This is a genomic window from Rathayibacter sp. Leaf185 (assembly GCF_001423885.1).
Classification (GTDB): Bacteria; Actinomycetota; Actinomycetes; order Actinomycetales; family Microbacteriaceae; genus Rathayibacter.
Genome location: NZ_LMPP01000002.1, coordinates 959,415 through 985,864, shown reverse-complemented (window position 1 = coordinate 985,864; position 26,450 = coordinate 959,415). Strand labels below are relative to the sequence as shown.

Below are 26,450 nucleotides of genomic sequence, written 5' to 3'. Positions count from 1 at the left end.
AGGAGTGGATCAGGCCACCGCTCGGGCCACCGTGTCGAGCACGAGGCGCGCGGCGATCGGGCCGGCGTTCATGAAGAACGGGTCGAGCTCGACCTCCTCGATCGTGCCGGCCGCGACGGCGCTCAGCGTGGGCCAGAGCGTCGCGTCCTCGATCAGCGAGAGGCCGTCGCCCTGACCGGCGTAGAAGATCCAGTCGGCGTCGGCGAGCTCGAGCTGCTCCGCGCTGATCTCCTGCGACGTGTCGTCGAACCGCTGCGACTCGGGACGGGCGAGACCGAGATCCTCGGCGAGGCCGCCGGTGAACGAGGGCACGCCCATGATCCGGGTCCGGTCGCCGGTCGACTGGAGGAACGAGACGGTGGGCGCCTCCGCGGGGAGGGTCGCGGCGAACGCGTCGGCGTCGGCGTGCAGCCCGTCGAGCACGGCCTGCGCGTCGCCCTCGCGACCGAGGGCGTCGGCGAGGAGGAGGAAGTCGCTCTTCCAGTTCACTCCGTTGCCCAGCGTCACGACGGTCGGCGCGATCGCGCTCAGCGATGCGTAGAGATCGGCGCCGCGGACGGAGTTGATCAGGATGAGGTCGGGGTCGGCCTGCGCGACGGCCTCGACGTCGGGCTCGGTCCGCTCGCCGATGTCGGCGATGGCCGAGGGGTCGTCGATCCGGTCGGCGAGGTACTCGGGCACCAGACCGCTGGTCTCGGCGCGGGTCGCCGCGACCGGGACGACGTCGAGCGAGAGGAGCGCGTCGAGCTGGCCGGTGGAGACGACGGCGATCCGCACGGGCGCGGTCTCGAGAACTGTCGAACCGGAGTAGTGCTCGACGGTGCGCGGGAACACGCCGTCGGCCTCTGGCGCGCCCATTCCGTCGGCCATCACGCGCGAGACGGTCCACTCGCCAGTGGTCGCGGCGGCCTCGGCGTCGGGCGGTGCCGAGGCTCCGGAGGCGGTGCCCGAGCACGCGGCGAGCGCCAGCGCGAGCGCGGCGGCGGTCAGCACGGCGAGACCCGGGCGGCGGAGGGAGGAGCGGAGGGAGCGGCGATTCACGTTCACGCGGTAAGGATAGCCTTAGCTAATGTCCGTCTCGACCGCACCGGCCCCGACGCCCGTCTCCCGCCGCCGGATCGGCCGCACCACCGCCTCCGTATTCGTGCTGGTACTCATGCTGGCCGCCTCCGTCGTCGCGAGTCTCGTCGTCGGGTCGCGCCCTGTGCCCGTGGGTGCCGCCGTCGACGCGCTGCTCCACGGCGGCACGAGCGCCGACGCCCTGATCGTGCGCGAGCTCCGCATTCCCCGGACGGCGACCGGTCTGCTCGTCGGCGCGGCACTCGGGGCGGCCGGACTGCTGATGCAGGCGGTCACGCGCAACCGCCTCGCCGACCCCGGCCTGCTCGGCGTGAACGCGGGTGCCTCCGCCGCGGTGGTCGTCGCGATCGGGTTCTTCGGGGTGAGCACCGCGAGCGGCTACGTCTGGTTCGCGTTCGCCGGCGCCGCGGCGGCCGCCGTGCTGGTGCACCTGGTCGGAGGCGGCGACGGGCGCGATCCGATCGGCACCGTCCTCGCGGGGGTCGCGCTCGGCGCCTGCCTCAGCGCGCTGATCGGGATCGTCACCCTCCTCGACGAGGAGACCTTCGAGTCGTACCGGTTCTGGGTCGTGGGCTCGCTCGAGCGCCGCGAGCTCGATACGGCGGCGCAGCTCTCGCCCTTCGTGATGCTCGGTCTCGTCGTGGCGGCGGTCGTGGTCCCGGGTCTCAACCAGCTCGCGCTCGGGCACGATGTGGCGCGTTCCCTCGGCGTCCGGCCACTGGCGGTGATCCTCGGCGCGGGCGCGTCGATCACGCTGCTCTGCGGAGCGGCGACCGCGGCCGCCGGGCCGCTCGCGTTCGTGGGGCTCCTCGTGGCGCACGTCGTGCTCACCCGGAGCGGGCCGGATCTGCGCGTCGGCCTGCCGCTCGCCGTGCTCGGCGGTGCGCTCCTGGTGGTGACGAGCGACGTGCTCGGCCGACTCCTGTCCGCGCCCGCCGAGGTCGAGGTCGGGATCGTCACCGCACTGGTGGGCGCGCCCCTGCTCTTCCATCTCGCGACGCGTGGGAGAAGGAGGAGCCGGTGATCCGCAGCCGGACCGTCCTCGCGGTCGTGATCGCCGTGATCGTGGTCGCCGCCGCGGCCGGCATCGTCGGAGGGTCGTACCAGACGTCGCTCGGCGACGTCCGCGACGCCCTCCTCGGCACGGCGTCGCAGCGCACGACGGCGATCGTGGTCGACCTGCGCCTCCCGCGCGTGATCGCCGGGCTGCTCGTGGGCGCCGCGCTCGGGCTCGCGGGGGCCGTCTTCCAGACGCTCTCGCGGAACCCGCTGGGCAGCCCCGACATCGTCGGCTTCAGCGCGGGCTCGGCGACGGGAGCGCTGGTCTGCCTGGTGCTGCTCACGCCCCCCGCGAGTCCGGCCCTCGGAGCGTGGGCCGGCGGAGTCGGCGCGCTGCTGATCGTGCTGTTCCTCACCCGCGGCGCGGGGCTCGCGAGCGAGCGCACGATCCTCGCGGGCATCGCCCTGGCCGCCCTGCTCTCGGCGGTCAACGAGTTCCTGCTGACGCGGGCGCCGACCGAGGTCGCGCGCGCGGCGACCCTGTGGCTGTTCGGCTCGCTGTCGGCCACCTCCTGGGCCGACGTCGTGCTGCTCGTGATGGCCGCGGGCGTCCTCGTGATGCTCCTCGCCTCGCAGCGCGGGGCCCTGCGGATGCTCGAGCTGGGCGACGACGTCGCGACGAGCCTCGGAGTCCCCCTGCGTCGCAGTCGGCTGCTGCTGCTCCTGATCGCCGCGGGCCTGGTCGGCACCGCCACCGCCGTCAGCGGACCGATCGGCTTCGTCGCCCTGGCCGCCCCGCAGCTGGCCCGCCGGGCCACCCGCTCGGTGGGGATCCCGCTGACCGCGTCGATGGCGGTGGGCGCGGCGCTGCTGCTCGCCTCCGATGTGCTCGCGCAGCGCCTGCTCGCCCCGCTGCAGCTGCCGGTGGGGCTCGTCACCGGGGCGGTCGGCGGGGCGTACCTGTTCTGGCTGGTCGCGCGGGGACGGAGGCGTCGGTGAACGCGTCGCGCGGCACGACCAGCAGGAGGAGCACGGCCGCGACGAGCGCGGTGCCCGCGCAGACCGCCCAGACCGTGACGTAGCCGGCGAAGGGACTGACGGTGGCGGTCGAGGCGCCCTGCACGAGGGCGAGGCCGAAGACCGCGGAGGCGATCGCTCCGCCGACCGTCTTGACCGAGTTGGTCAGGCCGGTCGCGACTCCGGTCTGCGAGGCGGGTGCCGCGGCAGCCGCCGCTGCGGGCAGGGCTGCCACGAGGGCGCCGGAGCCGAGGCCGACGACGACCATGCAGGCCGTCACGCTCGCGTAGGCGCCGTTCAGCGGTATCAGGAGGAGGAAGCCGCCGGCCACCAGGATCGAGGCGCCCACGAGGGTCCGCCGCGGCGAGACGGCGCGGGCGATCGGCGGGAAGAGGAGCGCGCCGGCGATCATCGCGATGAGGTACACGCCGATGATGAGCGAGGTGGTGAAGCCGGTCGTCCCGAGTCCGTAGCCGTGGACGGCGGGGTCGGTGCGCGCGAAGGTCGACAGCGGGGCCTGCGCGCCGAGCACGCTCACTCCGAAGAGCCCGGCGGTGAGGAAGACGGGGCCGAGCGCCGGCGAGCGGAACATCCGCACGTCGATCAGCGGCTCCTCCTGCCGGAGCTCGAAGCGGGCGAAGACGGCGAGCACGCCGATCCCCGCCGCGAGCAGCAGCCACGGCACTGGGCTCGTCGCGCCGAGGATGCGGAGCAGCCCGAGCCCGCCGAGCGCGCCGACGAGGCCCACCGAGACGAGTGCCAGCCCGCCGCCGTCGAAGCGCCCGCCGGCCGGCTGCGGCGATTCGCGCACGCCGATCAGCACCACGACGAAGCACAGCACGACCAGAAGCGCAGGGATCAGCAGCACGACCGGCAGCGGCAGCGTGCCGACGAGCGCTCCGCCGAGCAGCGCGCCGGTGATCGCGCCGAACTCGAGCGCGCCGACCAGGAGGCCCGCGGCGGCGGCGGTCACCGCGGCCCGGTTCGCGAGGCTCCTCGACCGCGACCAGATCAGCGCGATCTGCAGGGGCAGCCACACGACGTAGAAGCCCTGGAGCGCCCACGCGACGAGGAACGGTGCGAAGGATCCGGTGAACGGCAGCGCGAGGGAGGCGAGGGCCGTCAGCGCCGTCGACCAGAGCAGCATCCGCCTGTGGCCGAGCATGTCGCCGAGCCGCGCGAACGCGGGCACGACGAGGGCGGCGAGCAGCAGCTGCGCCCCCTCGAACCAGTTGACATCGGCGTCGCGGATGTCGAGACTCCGGGCGATGTCGGTGAGCATCGGCGTGTACCAGCCCTGCAGCACGCCGCTGGTGAACTCGACCACGACGAGCACGCCGACGACCGACGCGAGCGTGCGGACGGTCACCCGCTCGCGTGTCATGCCGTCAGACCCGAGATCAGAGCACGGTGGAAGGCTTCGCCCTGCTCGAGCGCCACGACGCCGACGCGCTCGTCGACCCCGTGGATCCCGGCGCGCTGCTCCCGCGACATCACCAGTGGCGCGAAGCGGTACACCGCCGGGGCGAAACGGTGGAGGTGCCGCGAGTCGGTCGCGGCGTTGATCACATAGGGCACCACCGCCGCTCCCGGATGCGAGACGGCGAGCGCCGCGCGCAGCGACTCGAACGGAGCTCCCTCGCTCGGCGACTGCGGAGACGGATCCTCTCCGGCGACCACGTCGATCGAGACCTCGGGGTCGCGGACACGCCGCCGGACCCGCTCCGTCGCGCTGCGCACCGTCTCGCCGGGCGCGAGGCGCAGGTTCAGGGTGACGGACGCCTCCGCCGCGAGCACGTTGTCGGTGGTCCCCGCCCGCAGCATCGTGGGCGCGATGGTCGTGCGCACCAGCGCCGCCGGTTCGCCGCCGAGCGCCGCCAGCAGGGGCGCCGCGAGCCGGGGCCGGGCGCCTGCCGCCCGGTAGACGGCTCCGCGACGACCTGGAGCGCGATCGGCCAGGAGCGTGAGCGCCCGGGCCAGAGCCTCCGGAACCCTTGCAGGGAACGTCGAGGGCGTCAGCCGGGTGACCGCGCGCGAGACGCGGCCGATCGCGGTGAGTCGGGGCGGGGCGGAGGCGTGACCGCCACTGCTGCGCGCCGTCAGCCGCAGAGTGAGCAGGCCCTTCTCGCCGACGCCGATCATCGCGACCGCGCCGACGACCCCGGGCAGCGGGGCCTCGACCACCGCGCTGCCCTCGTCGAGCACGAGCCACGGAGTGACGCCGCGCTCGCGCAGCGTCGCCGCGATCGCCTGCGCCGCCGCCCCGCGCACCTCCTCGTCGCCGCCGAACGCCAGCAGCACGTCCCTGGCCGGAGTGATTCCCGCGGCCAGCAGGTTCTCGACGGCCTCGAGCACGACCACGAGCGGGCCCTTGTCGTCGAGAGCTCCTCGGCCCCACACCGCTCCGTCGGCGATCGTGCCGTCGAACGGCGGATGCGTCCACGCCTCCGGATCCTCGACCGGCACGACGTCGAAGTGCGCCATCAGCAGCAGCGGAGGCGCACTCGTGTCGATGCCCGGCCAGCGGTAGAGGAGCCCGCGATCGGTGATGCGCTCCAGCCCGAGGCGCTCGTGCACGAGGGGGTACAGCTCGCGCAGGGCGGCGAGGAACTCATCGGCGCTCGCCAGCTCGGCGGAGACGGTCGGCACCCGGAGCAGCTGCGAGAGACGGTCGGCGATGCCGGGGCGCGGGGTGACGGAGTCCATGGTCGTGCCTCTCTCAGCGGGTGCACTGCTCATCGTGCCGCAGTGCGAGCGCAGGGCACCCCGTGTTTCGATCGTGAGAAATCTCGCAGCGATCTCGCGGTAGGGGTTGCGCGTGGCGCGCCGGGTCGGTGGAGTGTCCGGATGACCGATACGACGGACACCGCGGCCCCCGCCACTCCGAAGGGCGGTGGATCGCTCAAGAAGGTCATCACCGGCCCCCTCCTCTTCGCCTTCATCGTCGGCGACACCCTCGGCGCCGGCATCTACACGCTCGTCGGCACGATGGCGAACGATGTCGGAGGCGTCATCTGGCTGCCCCTGCTCATCGCGCTCGTCATCGCGTTGCTGACGGCGGGCACCTACGCCGAGCTGATCACCAAGTACCCGCACGCGGGCGGCGCGGCCCGCTACGTCGACCGGGCGTTCGGCACGCCGTACCTCTCGTTCCTCGTCGGCTTCCTGATGATGGCCTCGGGCATCACGACAGCGGCCTCGCTCGCGAACGCGTTCGCCGGCGACTACCTGGGCGCGCTGCTCGATGTGCCGCCCGCTCCGACCGCGATCGTCTTCATCGCCCTGCTGACGCTGATCAACCTGCGCGGCGTGAAGGAGTCGCTCACCGCGAACCTCGTCGCATCGGTGATCGAGGTCAGCGGTCTCGTCATCGTCATCGTCTGCGCCGCCATCTTCTTCGGCGGCGGCAACGGGGACGCCGCGCGCGTCCTCGAGTTCAACCCCGATGTGGCGCCGCTGCAGGGCGCGTTCGCCGCATCCATCGTCGCGTTCTTCTCGTTCCTCGGCTTCGAGGCCGCCGCGAACATGGCGGAGGAGGTGCGCAACCCGTCGAAGGTCTACCCCCGCGCGCTCTTCGCGGCCCTGTTCACGGCCGCCGTGGTCTACCTCCTGATCGCGCTCGGCGCCGTGATCGTCCTGCCGATCGACGAGCTCGCGAGCTCGACCGGCCCCCTGCTCGATGTCGTCTCGGCGAGCGGAGTGGCGGTGCCGCCGTGGCTGTTCGGCCTGATCGCGCTGGTCGCGATCGCGAACGGCGCCCTGCTGTTCATGGTGATGGCGAGCCGGGTCGGCTTCGGGCTGGCCTCCTCCGGCCTGCTGCCGACCGCCTTCGGCTACGTGCTGCCCAAGCGCGGCACCCCGTGGGTGTCGATCCTCGCGGTGGGCGTCGCGACCGCCGTCCTCAGCCTCGTCGGCGATGTGGGAACGCTCGCAGAGACCACCGTGCTGCTGCTCCTGCTGGTGTTCATCTCGGCGAACGTCTCGGTGCTGGTGCTGAAGAAGGACAAGGTCGACCACGAGCACTTCTCGGTGCCGCGGGTGGTGCCGGTGCTGGCGATCATCGCGAGCATCGTCCTGCTGACCCAGCAGACCGGGCCGGTGTGGCTCGGAGCGCTGGCCTACGCCGTGGTCGGCACGGTGCTGTTCCTGGCGACGCGCTTCGGCAAGAAGGCGCACGCCGACCGCTCGTAGCCCGCGCCGATCCGTCACGAACGGCGGCCTCGATCGGCGGGAGGGAGCCGTTCGCGACCGGTCGACGTGGCACGGTGGAGGGGTGACCGTCTCGCTCTCGCCACTGACCGACTCCGCTCTCGCCGCCTGGGTGCAGGTTCAGCGCGCGGAGTACATCACCGACCGGATCCGCTCCGGAGACGACGAGGCGGCGGCGACCCGCAACGCCGACGCCTCGTACGAGAAGTACTTCCCGGACGGAGTCCCGGCGCCGGGTCACGACGTGCTGGTGATCCTCGACGGGGATCGTCGGGTCGGCACGATCTGGCTCGGGCCGCATCCGAGCGACCTGGAGGGCGTGTTCTGGGTGTGGTACGTGCAGGTCGACGCGGCCGAGCGCGGCCGGGGCCTCGGCCGGGCGGCGATGCTGCTGGCGGAGGAGCACGCTGCCTCCCGCGGCGGCCGGGCGCTCGCGCTGAACGTCTTCGGCTTCAACACGGCCGCGCGAGGTCTGTACGAGTCGCTCGGCTACGAGACGACGGCGGTGCAGATGCGCAAGGAGCTCGGGTGACGTCGCCCGGGATCCGGTGCGAGGCCCTCCGAGGTGCGCAGGTCCGTGCGTGGCGTCAGCTCTGCCAGAGCGCAGCGCCGACCACCGACACGAGGCCCAGCAGCGCGATCGCCGTCGCCCAGTAGCCGAGGAACAGCGCGAAGGTCGCGAAGCCCCAACCCGCCTCGCCGCTCCTGCGGATCTGCGCCCGGGCCAGGTGGCCGAGGACCACGCCCACGATGCCGATCAGGAACGCGGCGACGAAGGCGGCGATGGAGAGCGGATTGATGCGCGGATCCGTGACGAGGCCGGCATCGCGCCGGGCCCTGCCCTGCGTGACGGCGATCGGGATGCCGATCGCCGCGATGAGCACGGGCGAGACGATGACGGCGATGATGATCAGGTGCCAGCCTGTGAGTCCTGCGAACATCCGACGAGCGTAACGAGGCGCTGCTGTCGCGGGGATCAGCCGGTCGGGTGACCTCGGCTCGGCTCCGCGGACCGGGCCGTCGAGCGAACCGAACGAGCCGCCCGCTCGCGAGGACGTCGCGGGCGGGCGGCCCCGGACGTCAGCTCGTCGAGGGGATGACGGTCGGATCGGTGGGCTCGGACGTCCCGGAGGCCGTCGCCACGCCGCGGCCGAAGGCCTGGCCCTGCAGGATCGCTCCGAGGTCGACACCGGTCGCCGACTTGACGCTGTCGAACGTCGCCGCGAGGCTCGCCGCCTGCTCGCGGGCGATGTGGGTGCCGGCGGTGTCGCCCCCGATCAGGGTGACGGTGCCGACGTTCTGGTAGCCCTTCGCGAACTCGGCCATCAGCGACGGGAGCTGCCCGATGAGCTCGCGGCCGAGGATCGCCTCCTGGTTCTCGCGGAGCGCCTCCGCCTCGGCCTGGATCGCGGCCGCGCTCGCCTCTCCCTTGGCGCGGATGGCCTCCGCCTCGGCGGTGGCGTTCGCGCGCAGGGCCTCGGCCTCGGCGCCGGCCTTCGCCCGCAGTGCGTGGGCCTCGGCCTCGGCGCGGGCGCTCAGGGCCGCCGCCTCGGCAGCGGCGGATGCCTGGCGGGCCTCGGCCTGACGCTGGACGGCGTAGGCCTCGGCGTCGGACACCTGCTGCGCGACCTGACGATCCGTCGAGGCCTTCTTCTCGCGCCCGTAGGCGTCGGCGTCGGCCTCGGTCTGGCGGCGGTACTTCTCGGCGTCGGCGACGCGCTTGACGTCGGCGTCGAGCTCGGCCTGCCGGTTCTCGGCGCGCTGGACCAGGACGGCCTGCTCGCGCTCGGCGCGGGCCAGGTTCTCGGCCTGCTCGGCCTCGGCGTTGGCGCGGCCGACCTCGGACTTCGCGGCGGCGGTGTTCTTGTCGTAGGCGGTCTGCTCGATCAGGTTCGCCTCGTCGGTGGCGAGCTGACGGGCCTTGACCTCGCGGGCCGCGTTGATACGGGCGACGTCGGCCTCGCGCCGGACGCGCTCGATCTCCTGCGCGCCGAGAGCCTCGATGTAGCCGTTGCGGTCGGTGACCCCCTGGATGGCGAAGGAGTCGAGGACCAGGCCCTGGGCGAGCAGGTCGCCCTTGATCCCCTCGGCGATCTCGTCACCGAGCTTCTGGCGGTCCTGCATGACCTCCTCGACGCTGAGCTTCGCGACGACGCCGCGGAGGGCGCCCTCCAGCTGCTCGGTCGTGAAGACGTCGATCGACTGGTCCTGCGAGGCGAAGCGCTCGGCGGCGGCGCGGACCTGGTCGGCGGTGGAGCCGATCTTGACGAGGGCGACGCCCGCGAGGTGGATGGTCACGCCGTTCTTGGTCTGCGCGACCGGCTCCATCTTGATCTGCCGCGACCGCAGCGAGATGCGGTCGGAGCGCTGGGTCAGCTTGTTGACGAACGCGCCACCACCGGTGATGACGGTCATGTTCGACGTCAGCCCGTCATCGCCCTTCTGCTTCTTACCGACGATGACGATCGCCTCGTCGGCCTGCGGCACCTGGTACCAGGCCCGGAAGATGAAGAAGCCGATGATGGCGATGAGCAGGAGGGCGCCGACGGCGACCCCCGCGACGACGATCCAGAGCAGATCAGATTGCATGGACGAGAGACCCCCTTGTCGGGACCCGCGGTGAGCGGATTCCTGAGCGATGTACAGGAACCATCGTGTCATGCATGAGGGAGCGGGGGCTCGGTCCGGCGCGTCCGCGCTCGTCAGTGCGCGGTGGTGTCGCAGACTCCCGTGCCGTCGGCTCGGTGCACGCACACGCGAGCGCCCTCGGGGGCGAGACTCTGCGCGGACGGCAGGAGACGCTCGAGCTCGGAGTCGTCTCCCGAGGCGATCACCGTCACGAACCGCTCCGAGCGATTCACGGAGACGACTCCCGGAGCAGCGAGCAGGGCCGAGGCGTCGGTCACGGCCGTTCCGAGGGAGCGGGGCGGGGCCGTCACCTCGAGCGGCGGGGTGTCGCCGCCGACCGTCACCGTGACGAGGTCGAGAGCGCCCGCTCCGTCGGACAGGGCGTCCGCCACCCTGCCGGCCCGATCGATCGAGTCGACGGCGATCCGGAGTCGCTGGTCATCCGTCCAGACAGAGCGGATCTCCGCGCGGATCTCAGGGGCGAGCGCGGCCAGCACGGTGCGGGCGGGCTCTCCGGACGCGCTGTCGCCGAGGGCGACCAGCGGGCTCGAGAAGTCGACCGCGCCGGCGGCGGTCTCGACGGAGGCGGCGAGCTCCGCCGCTGCGAGGTCGTCCTCACTCGCGAGCGCGACCACGAGCCGTTCCTCCTGGGCCCGGACTCCTGTGGTCGGAACCGCCTCCGCGACCGCGGCCCAGACACGCTCGGCGCCATCGAGCCACGGACCCGGCGCTCCGCGGACGAGCACCGACCGGTCGGAGCTCTGCACGCTGACGTGCGGGACTCCCGCGTCGGGGAGCAGGTCGGGAGCGTCGCGGGCGAGCGTGAACGCCTCCTCGGCGGGCGTCGACTCCTCGAGGAAGAGACTGAGCCCGTTCACGCTCTCGCCGTCGTCGTCAGCAGTGAGCGCGACGGACGAGACTCGCGGATCGTCGCGGAGGTCGAGCGCCGCCGAGAGTCTCGAGGCCGTGACAGCGGAGTCGCCCGACACGGGCAGGCTGAGGCGATCGGCGTCGAGGACGACGCGCACCTCCCCTGCGGGCCGCTCGGCCGCGAAGGCACTCAGACGACCGGCCAGCGCCAGCAGATCGGCGTCGGCGATCCCGTCGCGGGCGGTCACCTCGGCACTCACCCCGCCGGTGAAGGGCATGTTGTCGACGGTCGAGAGCTCGATTCCGCCGACGGCCTCGTCGCTGCCGAAGGTCCGGGCGAAGTCGGCCCGGAAGGAGTCGCCCGCGCAGCCGGTGAGGAGGAGGACGGCGATCAGGGCGAGGGCGAGGGGCCCGAGCCTCACCACCCGCTCCGCCGTCATGTCGTCAGCGTATCGGCGGGGTGAGGACGGAGATCGGAGTGGACAGATCGCCGCGGCCGTGAGCCGTTCGCCGAACCCGACCAGTGATCAGCGGCCATCGCGCAGGTCGACGAAGCAAGGTGACTGAGCTCCGCCGAATAAGTGCTGGGGTACCTGGACTCGAACCAAGAACAACTGAACCAGAATCAGCCGTGTTGCCAATTACACCATACCCCAATGGTCATCCAGGGATGATCCCGATGACCAGGCGGCGGCCGGAACGAGTTCCAGCGCCGAGAGACGACAGTACCCTACGGGCGGACGCTGCTCAAATCGGGGACCGCGATCTGCTCAGACTCCGGGGCGGCCTCGCCGAGACGCGCCCGGACGAGGTCGCGATTCAGCGCCGAGGCGACCGTCGCTCCCGAGCCGGCGGCGACGATCAGCTGCTGCGGACCGGGGGCCGTCACCTCGCCCGCGCCGTACAGGCCGGGCACCGAGGTGCGTCCGCCGGCGTCGACGCGGAGGAAGCCCTCGGCGTCGCGCTCGGGGCCGGCGGCGTCGAGGTAGTCGAGGACGGGCACCCAGACCGGGCGCACGAAGGCGCCGGTGCGCGGGATCACGTCGCCGTCGACGAGGGCGACGCCGGTCATCGTGGCGCGCTCCCCCGCCAGGTCGGCGACGGGTCGGCGCTCGACGCGGACGCCGATCGAGCCGAGCAGGGTCTCGTCGGCGTCGCTCACGACTCCGACGCCGTTGGTGAAGACGATGATGTCGGTCGACCACTGCGAGAGCAGCATGGCGCGCTCGGCGAGGTCGTCGGTCTCGCCGATCAGGGCGAGCGCCTCGCCCGCCTTCTCATAGCCGTCGCACTCCATGCAGCTGTGCGCCGCGGTGCCGTAGTAGGCGCGCAGGCTCGGCAGGGCGGGCAGTCGCTCGGAGAGGCCGCCGGCGACGACCACGGCGGTCGCGAGGACGCGGCGGTCGGCCGCACCGCGGGTGCCGCGGGCCGAGACGACGAACTCGCCACCCGAGCGCTCGACCGAGGTGACGAGGCAGTTGTGCACCTCGGCTGCCTCGTAGGCCTCGAACTCCTGGCGGCCGAGGCGGCGCAGCTCGAGCGGCGAGATGCCGTCGCGGGTGATGAAGCCGTGCGAGTGCAGCGTCGCCGCGTTGCGCGGGCGGTTGGCGTCGAGCATCAGCACGCTCCGGCGCGCACGGACGAGGTTCAGCCCCGCCGAGAGCCCGGCCGGGCCCGCGCCGATCACGACGACGTCGTAGTGGCCTCCCACTGCCTCGCGCATGTCAGGCGAGCCGGGAGGAGAGGCGCACGAGGCGGGCGATCGACTCGGTCTTGCCGAGGATCTCCATCGACTCGAACAGCGGAGGCGACACCCGGCGACCCGAGATCGCGGTGCGGAGCGGGCCGTAGGCGATGCGCGGCTTGAGGCCGAGCCCCTCGATGAGGGCGGAGGCGAGCGCCTCCTGCACCGACGCCGCCAGCCACTCGCTCTCGGGGACGAGCTCGAGCGCGCCGACGGAGGCGGCCAGCACCTCGCCGGCGTTCGCGGGCAGGCCCTTCAGCGCGTCCTCGTCGTACTCGAGCGCGTCGGAGGCGGTGAAGAGGAAGCCGAGCATGCCGGGCGCCTCGCCGAGCAGGCCGATCCGCTCCTGGACGAGCGGGGCCGCGGCGTCGAGCACCGCGCGCTGCTCGGCCGTCGGCTCACCCGCGAGCACGCCCGCGGCGACGAGGTAGGGGATCGTCCGCTCGGTGAAGTCGTCGACGGCGAGGAGGCGGATGTGGTCGCCGTTGATCGACTCGGCCTTCTTGAGGTCGAAGCGCGCGGGGTTGGGGTTCACATCGGCGACGTCGAACGCGGCGATCATCTCGTCGATCGAGAACACGTCGCGGTCGTGCGTCAGCGACCAGCCGAGCAGCGCCAGGTAGTTGACCAGGCCCTCGGGGATGAAGCCCCGGTCGCGGTGGTGGAAGAGGTTCGCGGAGGGGTCGCGCTTCGAGAGCTTCTTGTTGCCCTCCCCCATCACGTAGGGGAGGTGGCCGAAGCGCGGCACGAAGGTCGTCACTCCGATGTCGATGAGGGCGTGGTACAGCGCGATCTGCCGGGCGGTGGAGGGCAGGATGTCCTCGCCGCGGAGCACGTGCGTGATCTGCATGATCGCGTCGTCGACCGGGTTCACCAGCGTGTAGAGCGGCTGGCCGTTGGGACGCACGACGACGAAGTCGCTGAACGAGCCCGCGGGGAACGTGATCGGCCCCCGGACGAGGTCGTCGAACGACAGGTCGGCGTCGGGTACGCGGAGGCGCAGCGCGGGCTGCCGGCCCTCGGCGCGGAAGGCTGCGCGCTGCTCCTCGGTGAGGCCGCGGTCGAAGTTGTCGTAGCCGTGCTGCTTCGCGCGTCCTGCGGCCTCGTTGCGCGCGTCGATCTCCTCGGCGTTCGAGTAGCTCTCGTAGAGGTGGCCGGAGGCGAGCAGGCGGGCGATCACGTCGAGGTAGACGTCGCTCCGCTCGGACTGGCGGTAGGGGCCGTGCGGGCCGCCGACTCCGACGCCCTCGTCCCAGTCGAGCCTCAGCCAGCGCAGCGCGTCGATGATCTGCTCGAAGCTCTCCTCGCTGTCGCGCGCGGCATCGGTGTCCTCGATGCGGAAGACGAAGGTGCCTCCGGTGTGCCGTGCGTAGGCCCAGTTGAACAGGGCGGTGCGGATGAGGCCGACGTGCGGGGTCCCGGTCGGCGACGGGCAGAACCGGACTCGGATATCGCTGCCGGTCGCGGTGGTGAACGGGTGCGCGTCGGGGGCGCGATCCAGGGGGGAAGTGAGCTCAGACATACGGGTCCGATCTTATCCGCGCGGGGCCCTCCGGCGCCCGACCGGTGGGCGGGCGGGGCCCCGCGACTCCTAGCGCGAAGCAGTGCTCCGCGTCAATGGACTCCCTTTCGGGGAGGAGCAGTGGTGCTCTGAGCCGAGCGCTTCTCCCCGCGATCGTCCTCCGCCCGACGGTCGCGCCCTCGCCACCCGTCTGCCGAGCGCCAGCCTGCCCTCGAGCGACCGAAGCCTTCTTCTCCGACCCTGAAAGGCGCCCGCATGAGCCTGACCGATCTCGCCGCAGAGCGCCGTCTCGATGCCCGCCCCGGCGCCCTCTCGGAGTCGGCCAGGGACGAGAAGGACGCGCGCACGCTCTCGCTCTTCCGCCGCGCCGCTGTCGAGCCCGCGGAGGCCGACCGCATCCGCGAGCGCATCGTCCTCGACCACCTGGGGCTGGCCGAGGCCATGGCCCGCCGGATCTCGCGCGGCGGCCCGCAGTCGGCGGGCTCGCAGGCCGGAGGCGACTGGTCGGATCTGCGGCAGGTCGCCTACGTCGGCCTGGTCAAGGCGGCGCAGCGCTTCACTCCCGACCGCGGCGACAGCTTCGCCGCCTTCGCGGTTCCGACCATCACCGGGGAGCTCAAGCGCCACCTCCGCGACCTGGGCTGGATGATCCGCCCGCCCCGCACCGTGCAGGAGCTGCACCGTCGCGAGGCCGTGGTCGCCGAGGAGCTGGCGCAGGAGCTCGGCCGCCATCCCGCGGACCACGAGGTCGCCCGGCGGCTCGGGGTCGAGGTGGGCGAGGTGACGGATGCGCGCTCGGCGGGGAACCCGCTCTCGCTCGACGAGACGGTCGGCGAGGCCGGGGTGCGCCTGGCCGAGACGCTCGGCGGCGACGACGAGCGCCTCGCCGCCATCGAGCGCCGGCACGGCCTGGCCGAGGCGCTCGCGATGCTCGAGGAGGGGCAGCAGGAGCTGCTCCGGATGCGCTTCGTCGACGAGATGACCCAGCAGCAGATCGCGGACGAGCTCGGCACCACTCAGATGCAGGTCTCGCGCCTGCAGCGCCGCACGCTCGCTCAGCTCGCCGAGGCGCTCGGAGCTCCGGAGCGCGAGCGCCGGGCCCGCGTCACTCCGGTGCGCTCGACCGAGACCCTGCGGACCGCCTGAGGTGCGCCTCGGCGCGCGAGGGCAGCGAGGCGAGGGCGGCGAGGACGTCCTCGACCTGGACTGCCAGGAGCGCGGGATCGGGCTCGGAGGCGAACGCCTCGCCGCGTCGCAGCGACGCGTCGGTGAGCACCACGTGCGGGCCGCTGACGGGCGGCCCCCACGCCTCGGGCGGCGCCGGTCCGAAGATCACGGCCGACGGGATCCCGTACGCCGAGGCGAGGTGCGCGGCTCCGGTGTCGACGGTCACCACGACCTCGGCGGCGGCGACCACGGCCGCGAACTCCGAGAGGTCGACGGCACCGGCGAGCACCTCTCCGGTGCCCGCCTGCTCGGCGACGCGCCGCGCACGATCGACCTCGTTCGCGCCGCCGGTGTAGACGACGCGGTGACCCTGCCGGGCGAGCTCGCGCGCGACCGCGGCGAAGCGCTCCTCCGGCCACTCGCGCGAGCCGTAGAAGGCGCCGATGTGCACGACGGCCGCGCCGTCGATCGGGGCCGGAGCGTCGGGGACGGCGATCGCGACGTCCTCGGGGTCGGCGTCGAGACCGATCGAGTTCACGAGCCGGGCCCAGCGGGCGCGCTCCAGCTCGCCGTCGATCCAGACGGGACGCGGATCATCGGGCCCTGCGTCGGGATCGAGCGCGGGGACGCGGAACTCGAGGGTGCGCTCCGGGATCAGCGCGGTGAGCGCGTCGCGCGACTCCGGGCCATTGCCGTGCAGATTGACGGCGAGATCGATGCGGCGCGGCGCGACCGGCAGCGGATCGTCGAGACCGTGCAGCGTCGGGACCAGGGCGTCGAGGCCGTCGACGAGATCGACGATCGGCTCGAGCCAGGGGGTCGTGGCGAGGATCAGCCGGTGCTCGGGGAAGCCGCGGCGCAGCGCCTTCAGCGCCGGGACGGCGACGAGCAGGTCGCCGAGCTTGAGCGCCCGCAGAGCGAGGACCTCGGGGGTTCCGTCGGGGTCGGTGAGAGCGCGCACGGCGCCTCCTTCCTGTCGCGGGACCGGTACCCCGCCCGCGGTACCTCAGACGAGCCCGCTTCGACGCGCCCGAGAAGGAGCAGTTCTCCTCCCGCCGGTTTACGACCCCTCCGGGAGGGGTACGAGAAGAACGTGAACGTCTCCCCGAGCTCCCTCTCCGCCCCGGCCTCCGCCCCGGCGCGGCTCCGCGGGATCCTCTTCGACCGCGACGCGACGCTCGTCGTCGACGTGCCCTACAACGGCGACGCCTCGAAGGTCGTGCCGATGCCGACCGCGCTCGACGCCGTGGCGCGCGCCCGCGAGGCGGGGCTGGCCCTCGGAGTCGTCACCAACCAGTCGGGCATCGCCCGCGGCATCATCGACCGCGCACAGGCCGACGCCGTGAACGCACGGGTCGACGAGCTGTTCGGCGGCTTCGACGTCTGGATGCTCTGCCCGCACGGGCCCGACGACGGCTGCGACTGCCGCAAGCCCGCCCCCGGGATGGTGCTCGGCGCGGCCGATGCCCTCGGGCTGCCCGCCGACTCCCTCGCGGTGATCGGCGACATCGGCGCTGATGTGGGCGCCGCGGCGGCCGCCGGCGCCCGCGGGGTGCTCGTGCCGACTCCGATCACCCTCGACGCCGAGGTGGCGGCCGCGCCCCTGCAGGCGGCGACCCTCCTCGAGGCGGTCGAGCTGCTGCTCGCGATGCAGCCGGACGGAGACGCGGAGTGACCCGGCGCGTGCTCGTCGCCCGCCTCGACAGCGCCGGGGACGTGCTGCTCTGCGGGCCCGCCGTCCGCGCGATCGCGGCGGACGCCGAGGTGCTGCTTCTCTGCGGGCCGCAGGGGGCGCCCGCGGGCGCCCTGCTGCCCGGCCCCTCCTCCGTGCGCACCTGGTCGTGCCCCTGGATAGGCGACGCCTCCCGGCCGGTCGATGCCGCCCTGGTCGAGGAGCTCGCCGCGATCGTGCGGGACTTCGCACCGGACGAGGCCGTGATCCTCACCTCGTTCCACCAGTCGCCGCTGCCGCTCGCGCTGCTGCTGCGCCTGGCCGGTGTCGCCCGCGTCTCGGGCGCCTCCGTCGACTTCGCGGGCGCACTGCTCGACGTGCGCCTGGTCCCGGGTGAGACGCTCGAGGAGGATCAGCCGGAGCCGGAGCGGGCACTCGCGATCGCCGCCGCGGCCGGGTTCCCCCTGCCCGAGGGCGACGACGGACTGCTGCTGGTACGCCGCGAGGGCGGCCTCCCCGCAGCGCTCGACGGAGTCGGCCGCTACGTGGTCGTGCACCCCGGCGCGGCCGTCCCGGCCCGGGCCTGGCCCGCCGAGAACGCCGCCCGCGCCGTCGAGCTGCTCGCCGACGCCGGCTGGACGGTCGCCGTCACGGGCGGCCCCGGCGAGCGCGCGCTGACCGCGCAGGTCGCAGGCACGCGCGGAGTCGACCTGGGCGGGGCCACCGACTTCGCTGGGGCCGCCGAGGTGCTCGCGCGCGCCTCCGTGGTGATCTGCGGCAACACCGGCCCGGCGCACCTCTCGGCGGCCGTCGGCACGCCGGTGGTCAGCCTCTTCGCGCCGGTCGTGCCGGCCGTGCGCTGGGCGCCCTACGGCGTTCCGGTCGCGCTGCTCGGCGACCAGCACGCGGCCTGCGCCGGCTCGCGTGCCCGGGTCTGCCCGGTGCCCGGCCACCCCTGCCTGGCGGGGGTGAGCGCCGAGGAGGCGGTCGCCGCCGCCCTGCGATTGACGACGACGGAGGCGATGGCATGAGGATCCTGCTCTGGCACGTGCACGGCGGCTGGGCGGACGCGTTCGTCCGCGGCGACCACGAGTACCTGCTCCCGACGACTCCGGAGCGCGACGGCTGGGGCCTCGGCACCGGCGGCCGCGACTGGCCGAACGCGATCGAGATCGCGCCGCGCGAGCTGCGCGACGCCGAGGTCGACGCGGTGCTGCTGCAGCGCCCCGAGGAGCTCGCCGAGGCGCAGCGCCTCCTCGGCCGCGACGTCCCGATGATCTACGTCGAGCACAACACGCCCCGGGGCGACGTACCCCACAACCGGCACCCGCTCGCCGACCGCGACGACCTCCTCCTGGTGCACGTCACGCACTTCAACGCGCTGATGTGGGACACCGGATCGACGAGGACCACGGTCATCGAGCACGGGATCCACGACCCCGGCGCGCTCTACACGGGCGAGCTGCCGCACTTCGGCGTCGCCGTCAACGAGCCGGTGCGCCGCGGCCGGGTCGCCGGGACGGACCTGCTGCCGCGCTTCGCCGCGATCGCACCGCTCGACGTCTTCGGGATGAAGACCGATCGCCTCCGCGAGCTGCCGGGGCTCGACGCCGTGAACGTGCAGGGCGACGTCCGCACCGAGGCCATGCACGCCGCGCTCGCCCAGCGGCGGGTGTACCTGCATCCGTTCCGCTGGACCTCGCTCGGCCTCGCGCTGCTCGAGGCCATGCACCTCGGGATGCCCGTGGTCGCGCTGGACGTGACGGAGGCGGGCCGTGCGGTGCCGCCGGAGGCCGGGGCGATCACGAACGACCTGGACGCCCTCGCCTCCGCCGCCCGCGCGCTGATCGAGGACCCGGAGCGCGCGGCGATCGCCGGAGCGGTGGCCCGGGAGGTCGCCCTCGAGCGCTACGGACTCGGCCGGTTCCACCGCGACTGGGACACGGTGCTCGCCGACCTCCCCCGCCACAGCCTCATTGAGAGAGGGAGCACCCGATGACGCAGCCCCTGACCATCGCGATGGTGTCGGAGCACGCGAGCCCGCTCGCCACCCTCGGCGGAGTGGACGCGGGCGGGCAGAACGTGCACGTCGCGGCCCTCGCCGAGGCTCTCGCCCGCCGCGGCCACCGCGTCGTGGTCTACACGCGCCGCGACGACGCCGCCCTCCCCCGCCGCGTCCCCTTCTCCTCCGGAGTCGAGGTCGTGCACATCGACGCGGGACCGGCCCGCCGGGTCTCGAAGGACGAGCTGCTGCCGTTCATGGGCGACTTCGCGGTCGATCTCGCCGCCGACTGGCTCGAGGAGCGGCCCGACCTGGTGCACAGCCACTTCTGGATGTCGGGCGTCGCCGCCCTCGACGCGTCCGAGCGGATCGAGCAGGCGACGGGCCACCGCGTGCCGGTCGTGCACACCTTCCACGCTCTCGGAGTCGTGAAGCGCCGCCAGCAGGGTGCGAACGACACGAGCCCCGCCGAGCGCGAATGGCTCGAGCCCGGGGTCGGCCGCCGCGCCGACGGCATCGTCGCGACGTGCTCCGACGAGGTGTCCGAGCTCACCGCCCTGGGCGTCCCGGCCGAGGGCATCTCGATCGTGCCGTGCGGAGTCGACATCGAGCGCTTCACCCCGGACGGGCCCGTCGCGCCCCGCTCGGACCGCACCCGGCTGATGAGCATCGGCCGCCTCGTGCCGCGCAAGGGCATGGGCCACGCCATCGAGGCGCTGGCCCGGCTGGTCGCCGACGGCCGCGACGCCGAGCTCGTCATCGTCGGCGGCTCCGGCTCGGGCGACGCGCTCGCCGCCGACCCCGAGTACCAGCGCCTGCACGGGATCGCCGAGAGCCTCGGAGTCGCCGACCGCGTCGCCCTCGTCGGCCAGCTCTCGCAGACCGACATGCCGTCGATGCTCCGCTCGGCCGACATCGTGGTCTGCGCGCCCTGGTACGAACCGTTCGGCATCACGCCGCTCGAGGCGATGGCCTGCGGAGTCCCGGTCGTCGCGTCCTCCGTCGGCGGGCTCATCGACACGGTCGTCGACGGCGTCACGGGCGTGCACGTGCCGCCGCGCGACCCGGTGGCGCTCGCCTCCGCCCTCGCCGCACTGATCGACGAGCCCGATCGCGCCCGCGCCTACGGGGCCGCCGGCCGCGAGCGAGTCGCCTCCCGCTACTCCTGGGACCGCGTCGCCGCGGACACCGAGACCGCCTACCTCTCGGCGCTCGCCGAGCCCCTGCTCACCGGAGCGCCCTCGCTCCCCCTCCCCCGGAAGGCGGCACGATGACCCTCGACACCGTTCTCGACACTCCGACCGACGCGGCCCGCCGCCTGATCGACGACCACGTCGCCCGCGCGCTCGACGTCGTCGCGCAGCTCGAGCGCCACTCCGAGCGCATCGCGGCCTGGGGCATCGACCTCGCCGACCGCCTGCACTCGGGTGCGCGCCTGCTCGCCGCGGGCAACGGCGGCTCGGCGGCCGAGGCGCAGCATCTGACGGCCGAGCTGGTGGGCCGCTTCGACGGCGACCGGATCCCGTTCTCGGCGATCTCGCTGCACGCGGAGTCGTCGAGCCTCACCGCGATCGGCAACGACTACGGCTTCGACCACGTGTTCGCCCGCCAGGTCACCGCGCACGCCCGCGCGGGAGACGTCGTCGTGCTGCTCTCGACCAGCGGACGCAGCGCCAACCTGCTGCACGCGGCCGAGGCGGCGCGCGCCGCGGGGGCCCGCACCTGGGCGCTCACGGGCGATGGGCCCAACCCGCTGACCGAGGCGTGCGACGACTCCATCGCGCTCGAGGGGCACGGCTCGAATGTGCAGGAGGCGCAGCTCGTGCTCGTGCACGCACTGTGCCGGGCGTTCGAGCACCGGATCCGCGCTCGGACCGAGGCCGCCGCGTGAGCGCCCGCCTGCGGATCGCCGTCGTCGGCGACGTGATGCTCGACGTCGACCTCTCGGGGCCGGCGGAGCGGCTGAGCCCCGATGCTCCGGTGCCCGTCATCGACGTGTCCACCCGCAGCGTCCGTGCGGGAGGCGCCGGCCTCGTGGCCAGGATGCTCGCCCGCGACGGTCACGACGTCACCCTGGTGACGGTGCTCTCCGACGACCCCGACGCCTCCGAGCTGACCGCCGAGCTGAACGGCGTGCGCGTCATCGCCGGGCCGTCCGGCGCCCCGACGCCCGTGAAGACCCGCGTCGCCGCCTCCGGGCACGCCGTCGTGCGCCTCGACCGCGGCTGCGAGCGCCCGCCGGTGCCCGCGGTGACGGAGGAGATGCTCGCCGCACTCGACGGAGTCGACGCGGTCGTCGTCGCCGACTACGGACGGCGCCTCACCGAGGACGCCTCGCTGCGCGCAGCGCTCGATGCGCTGACGGTGCCGCTCGTCTGGGATCCGCACCCGCGCGGCTCTACTCCGGTCGCCGCGGCGACGCTCGTCACCCCGAATCTCGCGGAGGCGACCGCCTTCTCCGGAGCGACGGGTCGCGGAGTGACGCTGGCCGAGTCGGCAGCGACCACGCTGCTCGAGCGCTGGGGCTGCGGGGCGGTCGCCGTGACCATGGGCTCCGGCGGCGCGCTGGTGCGCTCCCGGGGAGCCGGCGTGCCGGTCGTCGTGCCGGCGGCCCCGGTGCCGCCGACCGACCCGTGCGGCGCGGGCGACCGGTTCGCCGCCTCCGCCGCCGTCGCCCTCGCGCACGGCGCGAGCGCCTCGGCCGCCGTCGGCACCGCCGTGGCCGACGCGGGCGCCTACCTGCTCGCGGGCGGCGTCTCCTCCCTCGCTGCCCCCGCCGACGCGGCACCGCTGCACGGCGGCGGCGTCGACGCGCTCCGGGTCGCCGAGGCGGTCCGCGCCTCGGGCGGCACCGTCGTCGCCACCGGAGGCTGCTTCGACCTGCTGCACGCCGGCCACGCCAGGACCCTCGCCGCCGCGCGCTCGCTCGGCGACTGCCTGATCGTCTGCCTCAACTCCGACGACTCCGTGCGGCGCCTGAAGGGCGAGCTCCGGCCGATCATCCCCCAGGACGACCGGGTCGACCTCCTCCTCGCGCTCGGCTGCGTCGACGCCGTGCTCGTCTTCGGCGAGGACACGCCCGACGAGGCGTTGCGCCGCATCCGCCCCGATGTCTGGGTCAAGGGCGGCGACTACTCCGCCGAGTCCCTGCCCGAGACCGCGACCGTCGCCGAGTGGGGTGGCCGCGTGCTCACCGTGCCGTACCACCCCGGCCGCTCGACCACCCGTCTCGCCGCCGCGCTCGCTCGCGTCGGCTGACTCCGCCCCCTCGAAAGGACACCCATGAGCACCACTCCCACCCCCATCGGCCGCGTTCTGATCACCGGAGGAGCGTCGGGCCTCGGCGCCGCCGTCGCCGCCGCGGTCACCGCCGCCGGCGGGACCCCGATCATCCTCGACCGCGACGTCTCCTCGCTCGGCGAGGGCGTCGCGGCCTACCAGGTCGACGTCGCGAAGACCCGCGAGGCCGAGAAGGCCGTCGTCGAGATCGCCCGCGAGCACGGCGGGCTCGACGCCGTCGTCACCGCGGCCGGCATCGACCGCTGCGGTCGCCTCGTCGACGTCGAGCCGGAGGAGTGGGAGCGCGTCATCTCGGTCAACCTGCTCGGCACTGCGGCGGTCGTCCGCGCGGCCCTGCCGTTCCTCACCGAGTCGCACGGTCGCGTCGTGACCGTCGCCTCCTCGCTCGCGATCAAGGCCGTCTCGGACGCGACCGCCTACTGCGCGTCGAAGTTCGGCGTACTCGGCTTCACCCGCGCCCTCGCGGCCGAGACCAAGGGCGAGATCGGCGTGACGACGCTGATCCCCTCCGGCATGAAGACGCGCTTCTTCGACGACCGCGACGCGCAGTACAAGCCGGGACCGGATGCGCTGCTGAACGACCCGGAGAACGTGGCGAACGCCGTGATGTTCGTGCTCGGCCAGCCGCGCGGCTGCGAGGTCCGCGAGCTCGTGATCACGCACGAGGAGGAGCCGTCCTGGCCCTGATGCCCTGACGGCTTTCCGCGAGATGCCACTTGAGTACGCCCGCCGCGGCGTGTCGTGTACTCAAGTGGCATCTCGCGGTCAGCGGGTCGCGGCGAGCACTCCGCGCACGTCCTCGAGCACCCGGTCGACCGGCACGTCGTCGACGAAGCTCAGCTCGTGCTCGCAGCGCGGAGCCGTCCATCCGACCTGCGTGACGTCGATCCCGCAGACCGGGCAGCGCGTCGTCCAGCTGAGCTGCACGCGGTGGCGCTGCCTGCCGAGGGGCTGGGCGTTGATCGCGTTGCCCACCCAGAAGACCCCGACCGTCGGCGCGCCGACCGCTGCCGCCAGATGGCGCGGGCCGCTGTCGTTGCCCAGCACGACATCGGCGAGCGAGAGCAGCGGAGCGAGATCGGGCAGCTCGACCGCGCCCGCCCACGACTGGGCGCCGGGCGCTCCCGCGACGATCTCGTCGGCGGCCGGCACGTCGGAGGCGTCACCCACGACGAGCACGCGCGCCCCATCGGCCAGCAGCGCCCGCGCCACCTCGGCGAAGGAGGCGCTCGGCCAGCGCCGACGCACATCCGTCGCGCCCGGATGGATCAGCACGAGCGGGCCGCCCGCGGGCAGCGCGGCCGCGAGCCGGTCGCGCCGCTCCGGATCGACGTGCAGGAACGGCTCGAGCCTGACCGCTCCGGCCCCTGCCAGGCCGACGACCTCGAGCGCACGCAGCATCTCGTGCTGGTAGTAGACGTAGGGGATCGTGCGCTCGAGCTCCGCCGCGTCGTCGGTTCGCGTCCCGATCGTGTGCCGCGCTCCGAGCCGCTGCAGGAACGGGTTCGAGAACCGGCCGCCCCCGTGCAGCTGCACCGCCAGGTCGAACCGCCGGGCCCGCATGCGCGCCGTGAAGTCCTCGACGACGCGCTCGTCCTCCCCGGCGCCATCGCGGACGCCCTGCGCGACGGGCAGGATCTCGACGTCCGCCACCGGCGAGTCGACGCCGTCGAGCAGCACACGGTGGGCCGGACTCCCGAGCAGAGTGATCTCGGCACCCGGGTACGCGGCGGCGAGCGCGTCGACCGCCGGCAGCGCGAACAGCAGATCGCCCAGTCCGCCGCCGCGCAGCACCGCGATCCTCTCGACTCCGTCGAAGCGGTCTCGGAGCGGGGCGATGGCGACCACGGGGGTTCCTCTCGGGTGCGGCGGAGGCGCGAACGTCTCCGGGGGCGGGTGCACCCTCCCTGTTCCCCGCGGGCGCCGATCCGAAACGCGCGCGTGCTCCGGGGCGTCACGCCGGACCTCCGTCGGTAGCCTGTGCGGGTGACGAACGCCCCGACACCGCCGCCGCCGTCCGCCGTCCGACCGCCCGCGGCGGCCCTGTCCTGGGGGCTCGGGCTCCTGGGACTGCTCCTGCTCCCGTTCGTCACTCTCGTGATCAGCGGCGTGGTGATGGTGGCCGTCGGCCTGCATCAGAGCCGCTCAGGCGGACTCGCGCGCGCGAACGGCCGCCGAGCCGCGGACTGGGGTCTCACCGTTCTCGTGATCGCCGTCCCGTGCACCGTGGTGTGGGTCGTCGCCCTGTCGATCCGAGCGAGCGGCTTCTTCCCCTGGGATCTCGCCGCGATCGTCTGGCTGCTGCTCGGCGTCGTCACTCTCGTCGTCGCGGTCGTCGGTCTCGTGCAGTCCTCTGGTGGCCGGGTGGTCAGGGTCCCGGCGATCCGCTTCTTCCGCTGAGCATCCGGCCGCCCGCCGTGCCGGTCGCCGAGAGGATCCGGGCCGTCCTAGTGTGACGGGATGACGCAGCGGCGGAAGGTCCACGAGGCCCTCGCCGCCCGCCCCCTGCTCCTGGCGGCGGTGTCGGCGGGATTCCTCGCCGTCACTCTCGCCGTCTGCATCGCCCACGACTGGCGTCTCGACGAGGTCGTCGGCTCCGGTCGGCGCGGCGGGCCTCTGTGGATCCTGGCGTTCGTCGGCCTCCCGTTCTGGACACTCGGGGTCGGCGTCGGGATCTGGAGAGCCGTCGTCGGTCCGAGGGGGCGGGGCGGGTCGCGGGAGTGACCGAGGACTGCCGCGGAGGGGTCGGCGGCCCGTCCGCCGCAAACCGCCGCCCGGTGCGCGCTCAGCCGCGGGCCGCCGCCTCGCCCTCGCTGGCGACACCGCGCTCGACCGGCGCCTCCCGCTCCGGGGCGTCGGCCCTCGACGTCTCGATCGCCGCGAACGTGTGGTCGTCGTCGTACGACTTGATCTTGGCGACGTGGAAGATGATCAGCGCGTAGACCGCCTTCGCGAGGATGTCCGCGATCGAGTACCCGACCTGCTTGCCGACCCACGCGTCAGCACCCGAGACCTCGAGTAGCGGCAGAAGGTAGGCGATCGGGTAGACGCCCCAGCTGAGCAGCAGGAGGAAGCGGAGCCGTCCCAGCGTGCCCCGCACGCCCGCCGGCTGGTTCTCGAGCGAGCGGCTCAGCTGCGTGAAGAGGATGAAGAGGATGTAGAGGAACGGGATCGTCGAGAGGATCCCGAAGATCCCCCGCACGCCGTTGTCCCCGCTGATCTCGCCCGGGTAGCCGAGCGCGATCATGAGGGCCGACGCGGGGACGAGCCGGAAGAGCAGCCGCGACTGCACCTTCCGCGCGAGGGCGAGCACCGCGACGAGCTCGACCAGCAGCAGCGGCACGGTCAGGAGCCAGTCGACGTAGCGGTAGCCCTCGTTGAAGGAGGCGCCCGCGGCCTGGGTGTAGTCGCCCGTCCCGCCGATCGACTCGGTGACGAACGCCTCCTTGAAGGAGTCGAAGATGCGGAAGTAGTGGTAGGCCGCGATCCCGCACACGACGATGGCGACGGTGATCGCCTGCCGGTACCGGGGCAGGATCCTGGTCAGCGAGATGGCGAGGAAGATCGCCGTGAACAGCTGGGAGGCGATCACGAGCGAGAGGGCGTTGTAGACGGTGTCGTACTGACCCTGGGTCAGGATGTCGGGAATCATGGTTCAGATTGTGAACTATTCGTTTACTGAACAAATGAGTGGTCTTCTCCGCGACGACCGCGTAGCGTAACGGGGTGGATTCGGGGAGACGCGAGTGACGGGCGGAACGCCGCAGCAGCACCGGCTCGAGGGCTTCCCGGATGCGGCCGTGCGGTTCGTCCGCGCTCTGGAGGGGCACCGGGGCCGCCTCGCCGCCGAGCACGGCCTGTCGGACGTCGAGCTCCGCTGCCTCTTCCGCATCGGCGCGGCCGGCTCCATCACGCCGAAGGAGCTCTCGGCTCTGCTCGCGGTGTCGAAGGGCGCGGTGACCGGCATCACCACGCGGCTGGTGTCGTCGGGCTTCGTCCGCCGGGTCGAGCACCCGCAGGATCGACGCAGCCTGCACCTCGAGCTGACGACCACCGGTGACGAGGCGATGCGGGCGATGCACCGCGACCTGCACCGGCACCTCTCTCCCGACGACGCCGATCCGACCGCGGATGATCTCTCCGCGGCCGCGAGCGTCCTCGACCGCATCACGCTCCGGCTGCTCGACGCCGCCGACGAGCGGAGCTGATCGCCGGGGCCGTGTCTAACGACCCGACGCGA

26 protein-coding genes and 1 tRNA gene are annotated in these 26,450 nt (G+C 73.4%); 15 read left to right on the top strand and 12 right to left on the bottom strand.

The annotated features are described in order from the left end of the window. Positions 1 to 9 precede the first annotated feature (9 nt). Positions 10 to 1,047 carry an ABC transporter substrate-binding protein gene (locus ASG06_RS11885; protein ID WP_156465957.1) on the bottom strand — a complete coding sequence of 346 codons (1,038 nt, stop codon included), beginning with the start codon at positions 1,045 to 1,047 and terminating at the stop codon, positions 10 to 12. Between the two features lie 22 nt (positions 1,048 to 1,069). On the opposite strand from ASG06_RS11885, the gene ASG06_RS11880 reads away from it, so the two are divergent. Together ASG06_RS11880 and ASG06_RS11875 are read left to right on the top strand one after the other, a co-directional pair. Beyond that, entirely contained in the window at positions 1,070 to 2,104 is a 1,035-nt protein-coding gene (locus tag ASG06_RS11880; protein WP_082499157.1) for a FecCD family ABC transporter permease, read from the top strand. Beyond that, on the top strand, positions 2,101 to 3,078 hold the full coding sequence (locus ASG06_RS11875) for a FecCD family ABC transporter permease (RefSeq protein WP_056042248.1): 978 nt from the start codon (positions 2,101 to 2,103) through the stop codon (positions 3,076 to 3,078). The genes ASG06_RS11880 and ASG06_RS11875 overlap by 4 nt, the downstream gene beginning before the upstream one ends. On the opposite strand, the gene ASG06_RS11870 is transcribed toward ASG06_RS11875, so the two are convergent. Beyond that, entirely contained in the window at positions 3,014 to 4,480 is a 1,467-nt protein-coding gene (locus ASG06_RS11870; RefSeq protein ID WP_056042246.1) for an MFS transporter, read from the bottom strand. The two genes, ASG06_RS11875 and ASG06_RS11870, sit on opposite strands and share 65 nt — an antisense overlap. After that, positions 4,477 to 5,802 (bottom strand): M20/M25/M40 family metallo-hydrolase, encoded by a 1,326-nt coding sequence (locus ASG06_RS11865; protein WP_056042243.1) that lies wholly within the window; start codon positions 5,800 to 5,802, stop codon positions 4,477 to 4,479. The genes ASG06_RS11870 and ASG06_RS11865 overlap by 4 nt, the downstream gene beginning before the upstream one ends. Before the next feature lie 141 nt (positions 5,803 to 5,943). Between ASG06_RS11865 and ASG06_RS11860 the strand changes: the two genes are divergently transcribed. Together ASG06_RS11860 and ASG06_RS11855 are read left to right on the top strand one after the other, a co-directional pair. Further along, positions 5,944 to 7,287 (top strand): APC family permease, encoded by a 1,344-nt coding sequence (locus ASG06_RS11860; protein ID WP_056042241.1) that lies wholly within the window; start codon positions 5,944 to 5,946, stop codon positions 7,285 to 7,287. A gap of 82 nt (positions 7,288 to 7,369) precedes the next feature. After that, positions 7,370 to 7,837, top strand: a complete 468-nt coding sequence (locus tag ASG06_RS11855; protein ID WP_056042239.1) for a GNAT family N-acetyltransferase — start codon at positions 7,370 to 7,372, stop codon at positions 7,835 to 7,837. Positions 7,838 to 7,892: 55 nt separating this feature from the next. On the opposite strand, the gene ASG06_RS11850 is transcribed toward ASG06_RS11855, so the two are convergent. From ASG06_RS11850 to gltX, 6 genes are all read right to left on the bottom strand, one after another. Continuing rightward, positions 7,893 to 8,246 (bottom strand): DUF4190 domain-containing protein, encoded by a 354-nt coding sequence (locus tag ASG06_RS11850; protein WP_056042237.1) that lies wholly within the window; start codon positions 8,244 to 8,246, stop codon positions 7,893 to 7,895. Between the two features lie 139 nt (positions 8,247 to 8,385). Continuing rightward, positions 8,386 to 9,894 carry an SPFH domain-containing protein gene (locus ASG06_RS11845; protein ID WP_056042235.1) on the bottom strand — a complete coding sequence of 503 codons (1,509 nt, stop codon included), beginning with the start codon at positions 9,892 to 9,894 and terminating at the stop codon, positions 8,386 to 8,388. Between the two features lie 113 nt (positions 9,895 to 10,007). Further along, positions 10,008 to 11,243, bottom strand: a complete 1,236-nt coding sequence (locus ASG06_RS11840) for a hypothetical protein (protein WP_056042234.1) — start codon at positions 11,241 to 11,243, stop codon at positions 10,008 to 10,010. A gap of 144 nt (positions 11,244 to 11,387) precedes the next feature. Next, a tRNA-Gln gene (locus ASG06_RS11835) sits at positions 11,388 to 11,459 on the bottom strand. 74 nt (positions 11,460 to 11,533) lie between these two features. Continuing rightward, positions 11,534 to 12,526 carry an NAD(P)/FAD-dependent oxidoreductase gene (locus tag ASG06_RS11830; RefSeq protein WP_056042232.1) on the bottom strand — a complete coding sequence of 331 codons (993 nt, stop codon included), beginning with the start codon at positions 12,524 to 12,526 and terminating at the stop codon, positions 11,534 to 11,536. Between the two features lies 1 nt (position 12,527). Beyond that, on the bottom strand, positions 12,528 to 14,069 hold the full coding sequence (gltX, locus tag ASG06_RS11825) for a glutamate--tRNA ligase (protein WP_056042230.1): 1,542 nt from the start codon (positions 14,067 to 14,069) through the stop codon (positions 12,528 to 12,530). Positions 14,070 to 14,324: 255 nt separating this feature from the next. Between gltX and ASG06_RS11820 the strand changes: the two genes are divergently transcribed. Then, the gene (locus ASG06_RS11820) at positions 14,325 to 15,215 is read left to right on the top strand and encodes a sigma-70 family RNA polymerase sigma factor (RefSeq protein ID WP_056042228.1); all 891 of its coding nucleotides are present in this window, start codon (positions 14,325 to 14,327) and stop codon (positions 15,213 to 15,215) included. On the opposite strand, the gene ASG06_RS11815 is transcribed toward ASG06_RS11820, so the two are convergent. Further along, the gene (locus ASG06_RS11815) at positions 15,175 to 16,197 is read right to left on the bottom strand and encodes a glycosyltransferase family 9 protein (protein ID WP_056042226.1); all 1,023 of its coding nucleotides are present in this window, start codon (positions 16,195 to 16,197) and stop codon (positions 15,175 to 15,177) included. The genes ASG06_RS11820 and ASG06_RS11815 overlap by 41 nt on opposite strands. Positions 16,198 to 16,329: 132 nt before the next feature. Here ASG06_RS11815 and ASG06_RS11810 point away from each other — a divergent pair, with 132 nt between their 5' ends. The 7 genes from ASG06_RS11810 to ASG06_RS11780 are packed head-to-tail and all read left to right on the top strand — an operon-like array spanning position 16,330 to position 22,897. Then, complete coding sequence (locus ASG06_RS11810; RefSeq protein ID WP_056042224.1) at positions 16,330 to 16,911, top strand: HAD-IIIA family hydrolase; 582 nt, start codon at positions 16,330 to 16,332, stop codon at positions 16,909 to 16,911. Further along, the gene (locus ASG06_RS11805; protein ID WP_056042223.1) at positions 16,908 to 17,939 is read left to right on the top strand and encodes a glycosyltransferase family 9 protein; all 1,032 of its coding nucleotides are present in this window, start codon (positions 16,908 to 16,910) and stop codon (positions 17,937 to 17,939) included. Before ASG06_RS11810 ends, ASG06_RS11805 begins: the two co-directional genes overlap by 4 nt. Then, entirely contained in the window at positions 17,936 to 18,907 is a 972-nt protein-coding gene (locus ASG06_RS11800; RefSeq protein ID WP_056042221.1) for a glycosyltransferase, read from the top strand. The genes ASG06_RS11805 and ASG06_RS11800 overlap by 4 nt, the downstream gene beginning before the upstream one ends. An 8-nt stretch (positions 18,908 to 18,915) precedes the next feature. Continuing rightward, positions 18,916 to 20,184: a glycosyltransferase gene (locus ASG06_RS11795; protein WP_056042609.1), complete on the top strand. Its 1,269-nt coding sequence runs from the start codon at positions 18,916 to 18,918 to the stop codon at positions 20,182 to 20,184. Continuing rightward, a complete protein-coding gene (locus ASG06_RS11790; RefSeq protein ID WP_056042220.1) occupies positions 20,181 to 20,801 on the top strand; it encodes a D-sedoheptulose-7-phosphate isomerase in 621 nt (206 codons plus the stop codon). Before ASG06_RS11795 ends, ASG06_RS11790 begins: the two co-directional genes overlap by 4 nt. An 8-nt stretch (positions 20,802 to 20,809) precedes the next feature. Then, positions 20,810 to 22,168, top strand: coding sequence for a PfkB family carbohydrate kinase (locus tag ASG06_RS11785; RefSeq protein ID WP_056042607.1), 1,359 nt, complete (start codon positions 20,810 to 20,812; stop codon positions 22,166 to 22,168). Positions 22,169 to 22,192: 24 nt separating this feature from the next. Beyond that, on the top strand, positions 22,193 to 22,897 hold the full coding sequence (locus tag ASG06_RS11780) for an SDR family oxidoreductase (protein ID WP_056042218.1): 705 nt from the start codon (positions 22,193 to 22,195) through the stop codon (positions 22,895 to 22,897). Positions 22,898 to 22,975: 78 nt separating this feature from the next. Here ASG06_RS11780 and ASG06_RS11775 read toward each other — a convergent pair whose 3' ends face one another. Continuing rightward, the gene (locus ASG06_RS11775; protein WP_056042216.1) at positions 22,976 to 24,058 is read right to left on the bottom strand and encodes a glycosyltransferase family 9 protein; all 1,083 of its coding nucleotides are present in this window, start codon (positions 24,056 to 24,058) and stop codon (positions 22,976 to 22,978) included. A gap of 138 nt (positions 24,059 to 24,196) precedes the next feature. On the opposite strand from ASG06_RS11775, the gene ASG06_RS11770 reads away from it, so the two are divergent. Both ASG06_RS11770 and ASG06_RS11765 read left to right on the top strand, forming a co-directional pair. After that, positions 24,197 to 24,610, top strand: a complete 414-nt coding sequence (locus ASG06_RS11770) for a DUF4870 domain-containing protein (protein ID WP_056042214.1) — start codon at positions 24,197 to 24,199, stop codon at positions 24,608 to 24,610. A 60-nt stretch (positions 24,611 to 24,670) separates the two neighbouring features. Further along, positions 24,671 to 24,934, top strand: a complete 264-nt coding sequence (locus ASG06_RS11765) for a hypothetical protein (protein ID WP_056042212.1) — start codon at positions 24,671 to 24,673, stop codon at positions 24,932 to 24,934. A 61-nt stretch (positions 24,935 to 24,995) separates the two neighbouring features. Here the strand turns inward: ASG06_RS11765 and ASG06_RS11760 are convergent, their stop codons facing one another. Continuing rightward, positions 24,996 to 25,862 carry a bacteriorhodopsin gene (locus ASG06_RS11760; protein ID WP_082499154.1) on the bottom strand — a complete coding sequence of 289 codons (867 nt, stop codon included), beginning with the start codon at positions 25,860 to 25,862 and terminating at the stop codon, positions 24,996 to 24,998. A gap of 94 nt (positions 25,863 to 25,956) precedes the next feature. On the opposite strand from ASG06_RS11760, the gene ASG06_RS11755 reads away from it, so the two are divergent. Next, positions 25,957 to 26,418, top strand: a complete 462-nt coding sequence (locus ASG06_RS11755) for a MarR family winged helix-turn-helix transcriptional regulator (protein WP_056042209.1) — start codon at positions 25,957 to 25,959, stop codon at positions 26,416 to 26,418. Positions 26,419 to 26,450 lie beyond the last annotated feature (32 nt).

Bases quoted from the DNA above. Each gene is read 5' to 3' on its own strand.
- ASG06_RS11880 (WP_082499157.1), top strand. From the start codon at position 1,070: ATGTCCGTCTCGACCGCACCGGCCCCGACGCCCGTCTCCCGCCGCCGG.
- ASG06_RS11780 (WP_056042218.1), top strand. From the start codon at position 22,193: ATGAGCACCACTCCCACCCCCATCGGCCGCGTTCTGATCACCGGAGGA.
- ASG06_RS11765 (WP_056042212.1), top strand. From the start codon at position 24,671: ATGACGCAGCGGCGGAAGGTCCACGAGGCCCTCGCCGCCCGCCCCCTG.
- gltX (WP_056042230.1), bottom strand. From the start codon at position 14,069: ATGTCTGAGCTCACTTCCCCCCTGGATCGCGCCCCCGACGCGCACCCG.
- ASG06_RS11845 (WP_056042235.1), bottom strand. From the start codon at position 9,894: ATGCAATCTGATCTGCTCTGGATCGTCGTCGCGGGGGTCGCCGTCGGC.
- ASG06_RS11830 (WP_056042232.1), bottom strand. From the start codon at position 12,526: ATGCGCGAGGCAGTGGGAGGCCACTACGACGTCGTCGTGATCGGCGCG.
- ASG06_RS11790 (WP_056042220.1), top strand. From the start codon at position 20,181: ATGACCCTCGACACCGTTCTCGACACTCCGACCGACGCGGCCCGCCGC.
- ASG06_RS11865 (WP_056042243.1), bottom strand. From the start codon at position 5,802: ATGGACTCCGTCACCCCGCGCCCCGGCATCGCCGACCGTCTCTCGCAG.
- ASG06_RS11840 (WP_056042234.1), bottom strand. From the start codon at position 11,243: ATGACGGCGGAGCGGGTGGTGAGGCTCGGGCCCCTCGCCCTCGCCCTG.
- ASG06_RS11860 (WP_056042241.1), top strand. From the start codon at position 5,944: ATGACCGATACGACGGACACCGCGGCCCCCGCCACTCCGAAGGGCGGT.
- ASG06_RS11800 (WP_056042221.1), top strand. From the start codon at position 17,936: ATGAGGATCCTGCTCTGGCACGTGCACGGCGGCTGGGCGGACGCGTTC.
- ASG06_RS11760 (WP_082499154.1), bottom strand. From the start codon at position 25,862: ATGATTCCCGACATCCTGACCCAGGGTCAGTACGACACCGTCTACAAC.
- ASG06_RS11870 (WP_056042246.1), bottom strand. From the start codon at position 4,480: ATGACACGCGAGCGGGTGACCGTCCGCACGCTCGCGTCGGTCGTCGGC.
- ASG06_RS11820 (WP_056042228.1), top strand. From the start codon at position 14,325: ATGAGCCTGACCGATCTCGCCGCAGAGCGCCGTCTCGATGCCCGCCCC.
- ASG06_RS11850 (WP_056042237.1), bottom strand. From the start codon at position 8,246: ATGTTCGCAGGACTCACAGGCTGGCACCTGATCATCATCGCCGTCATC.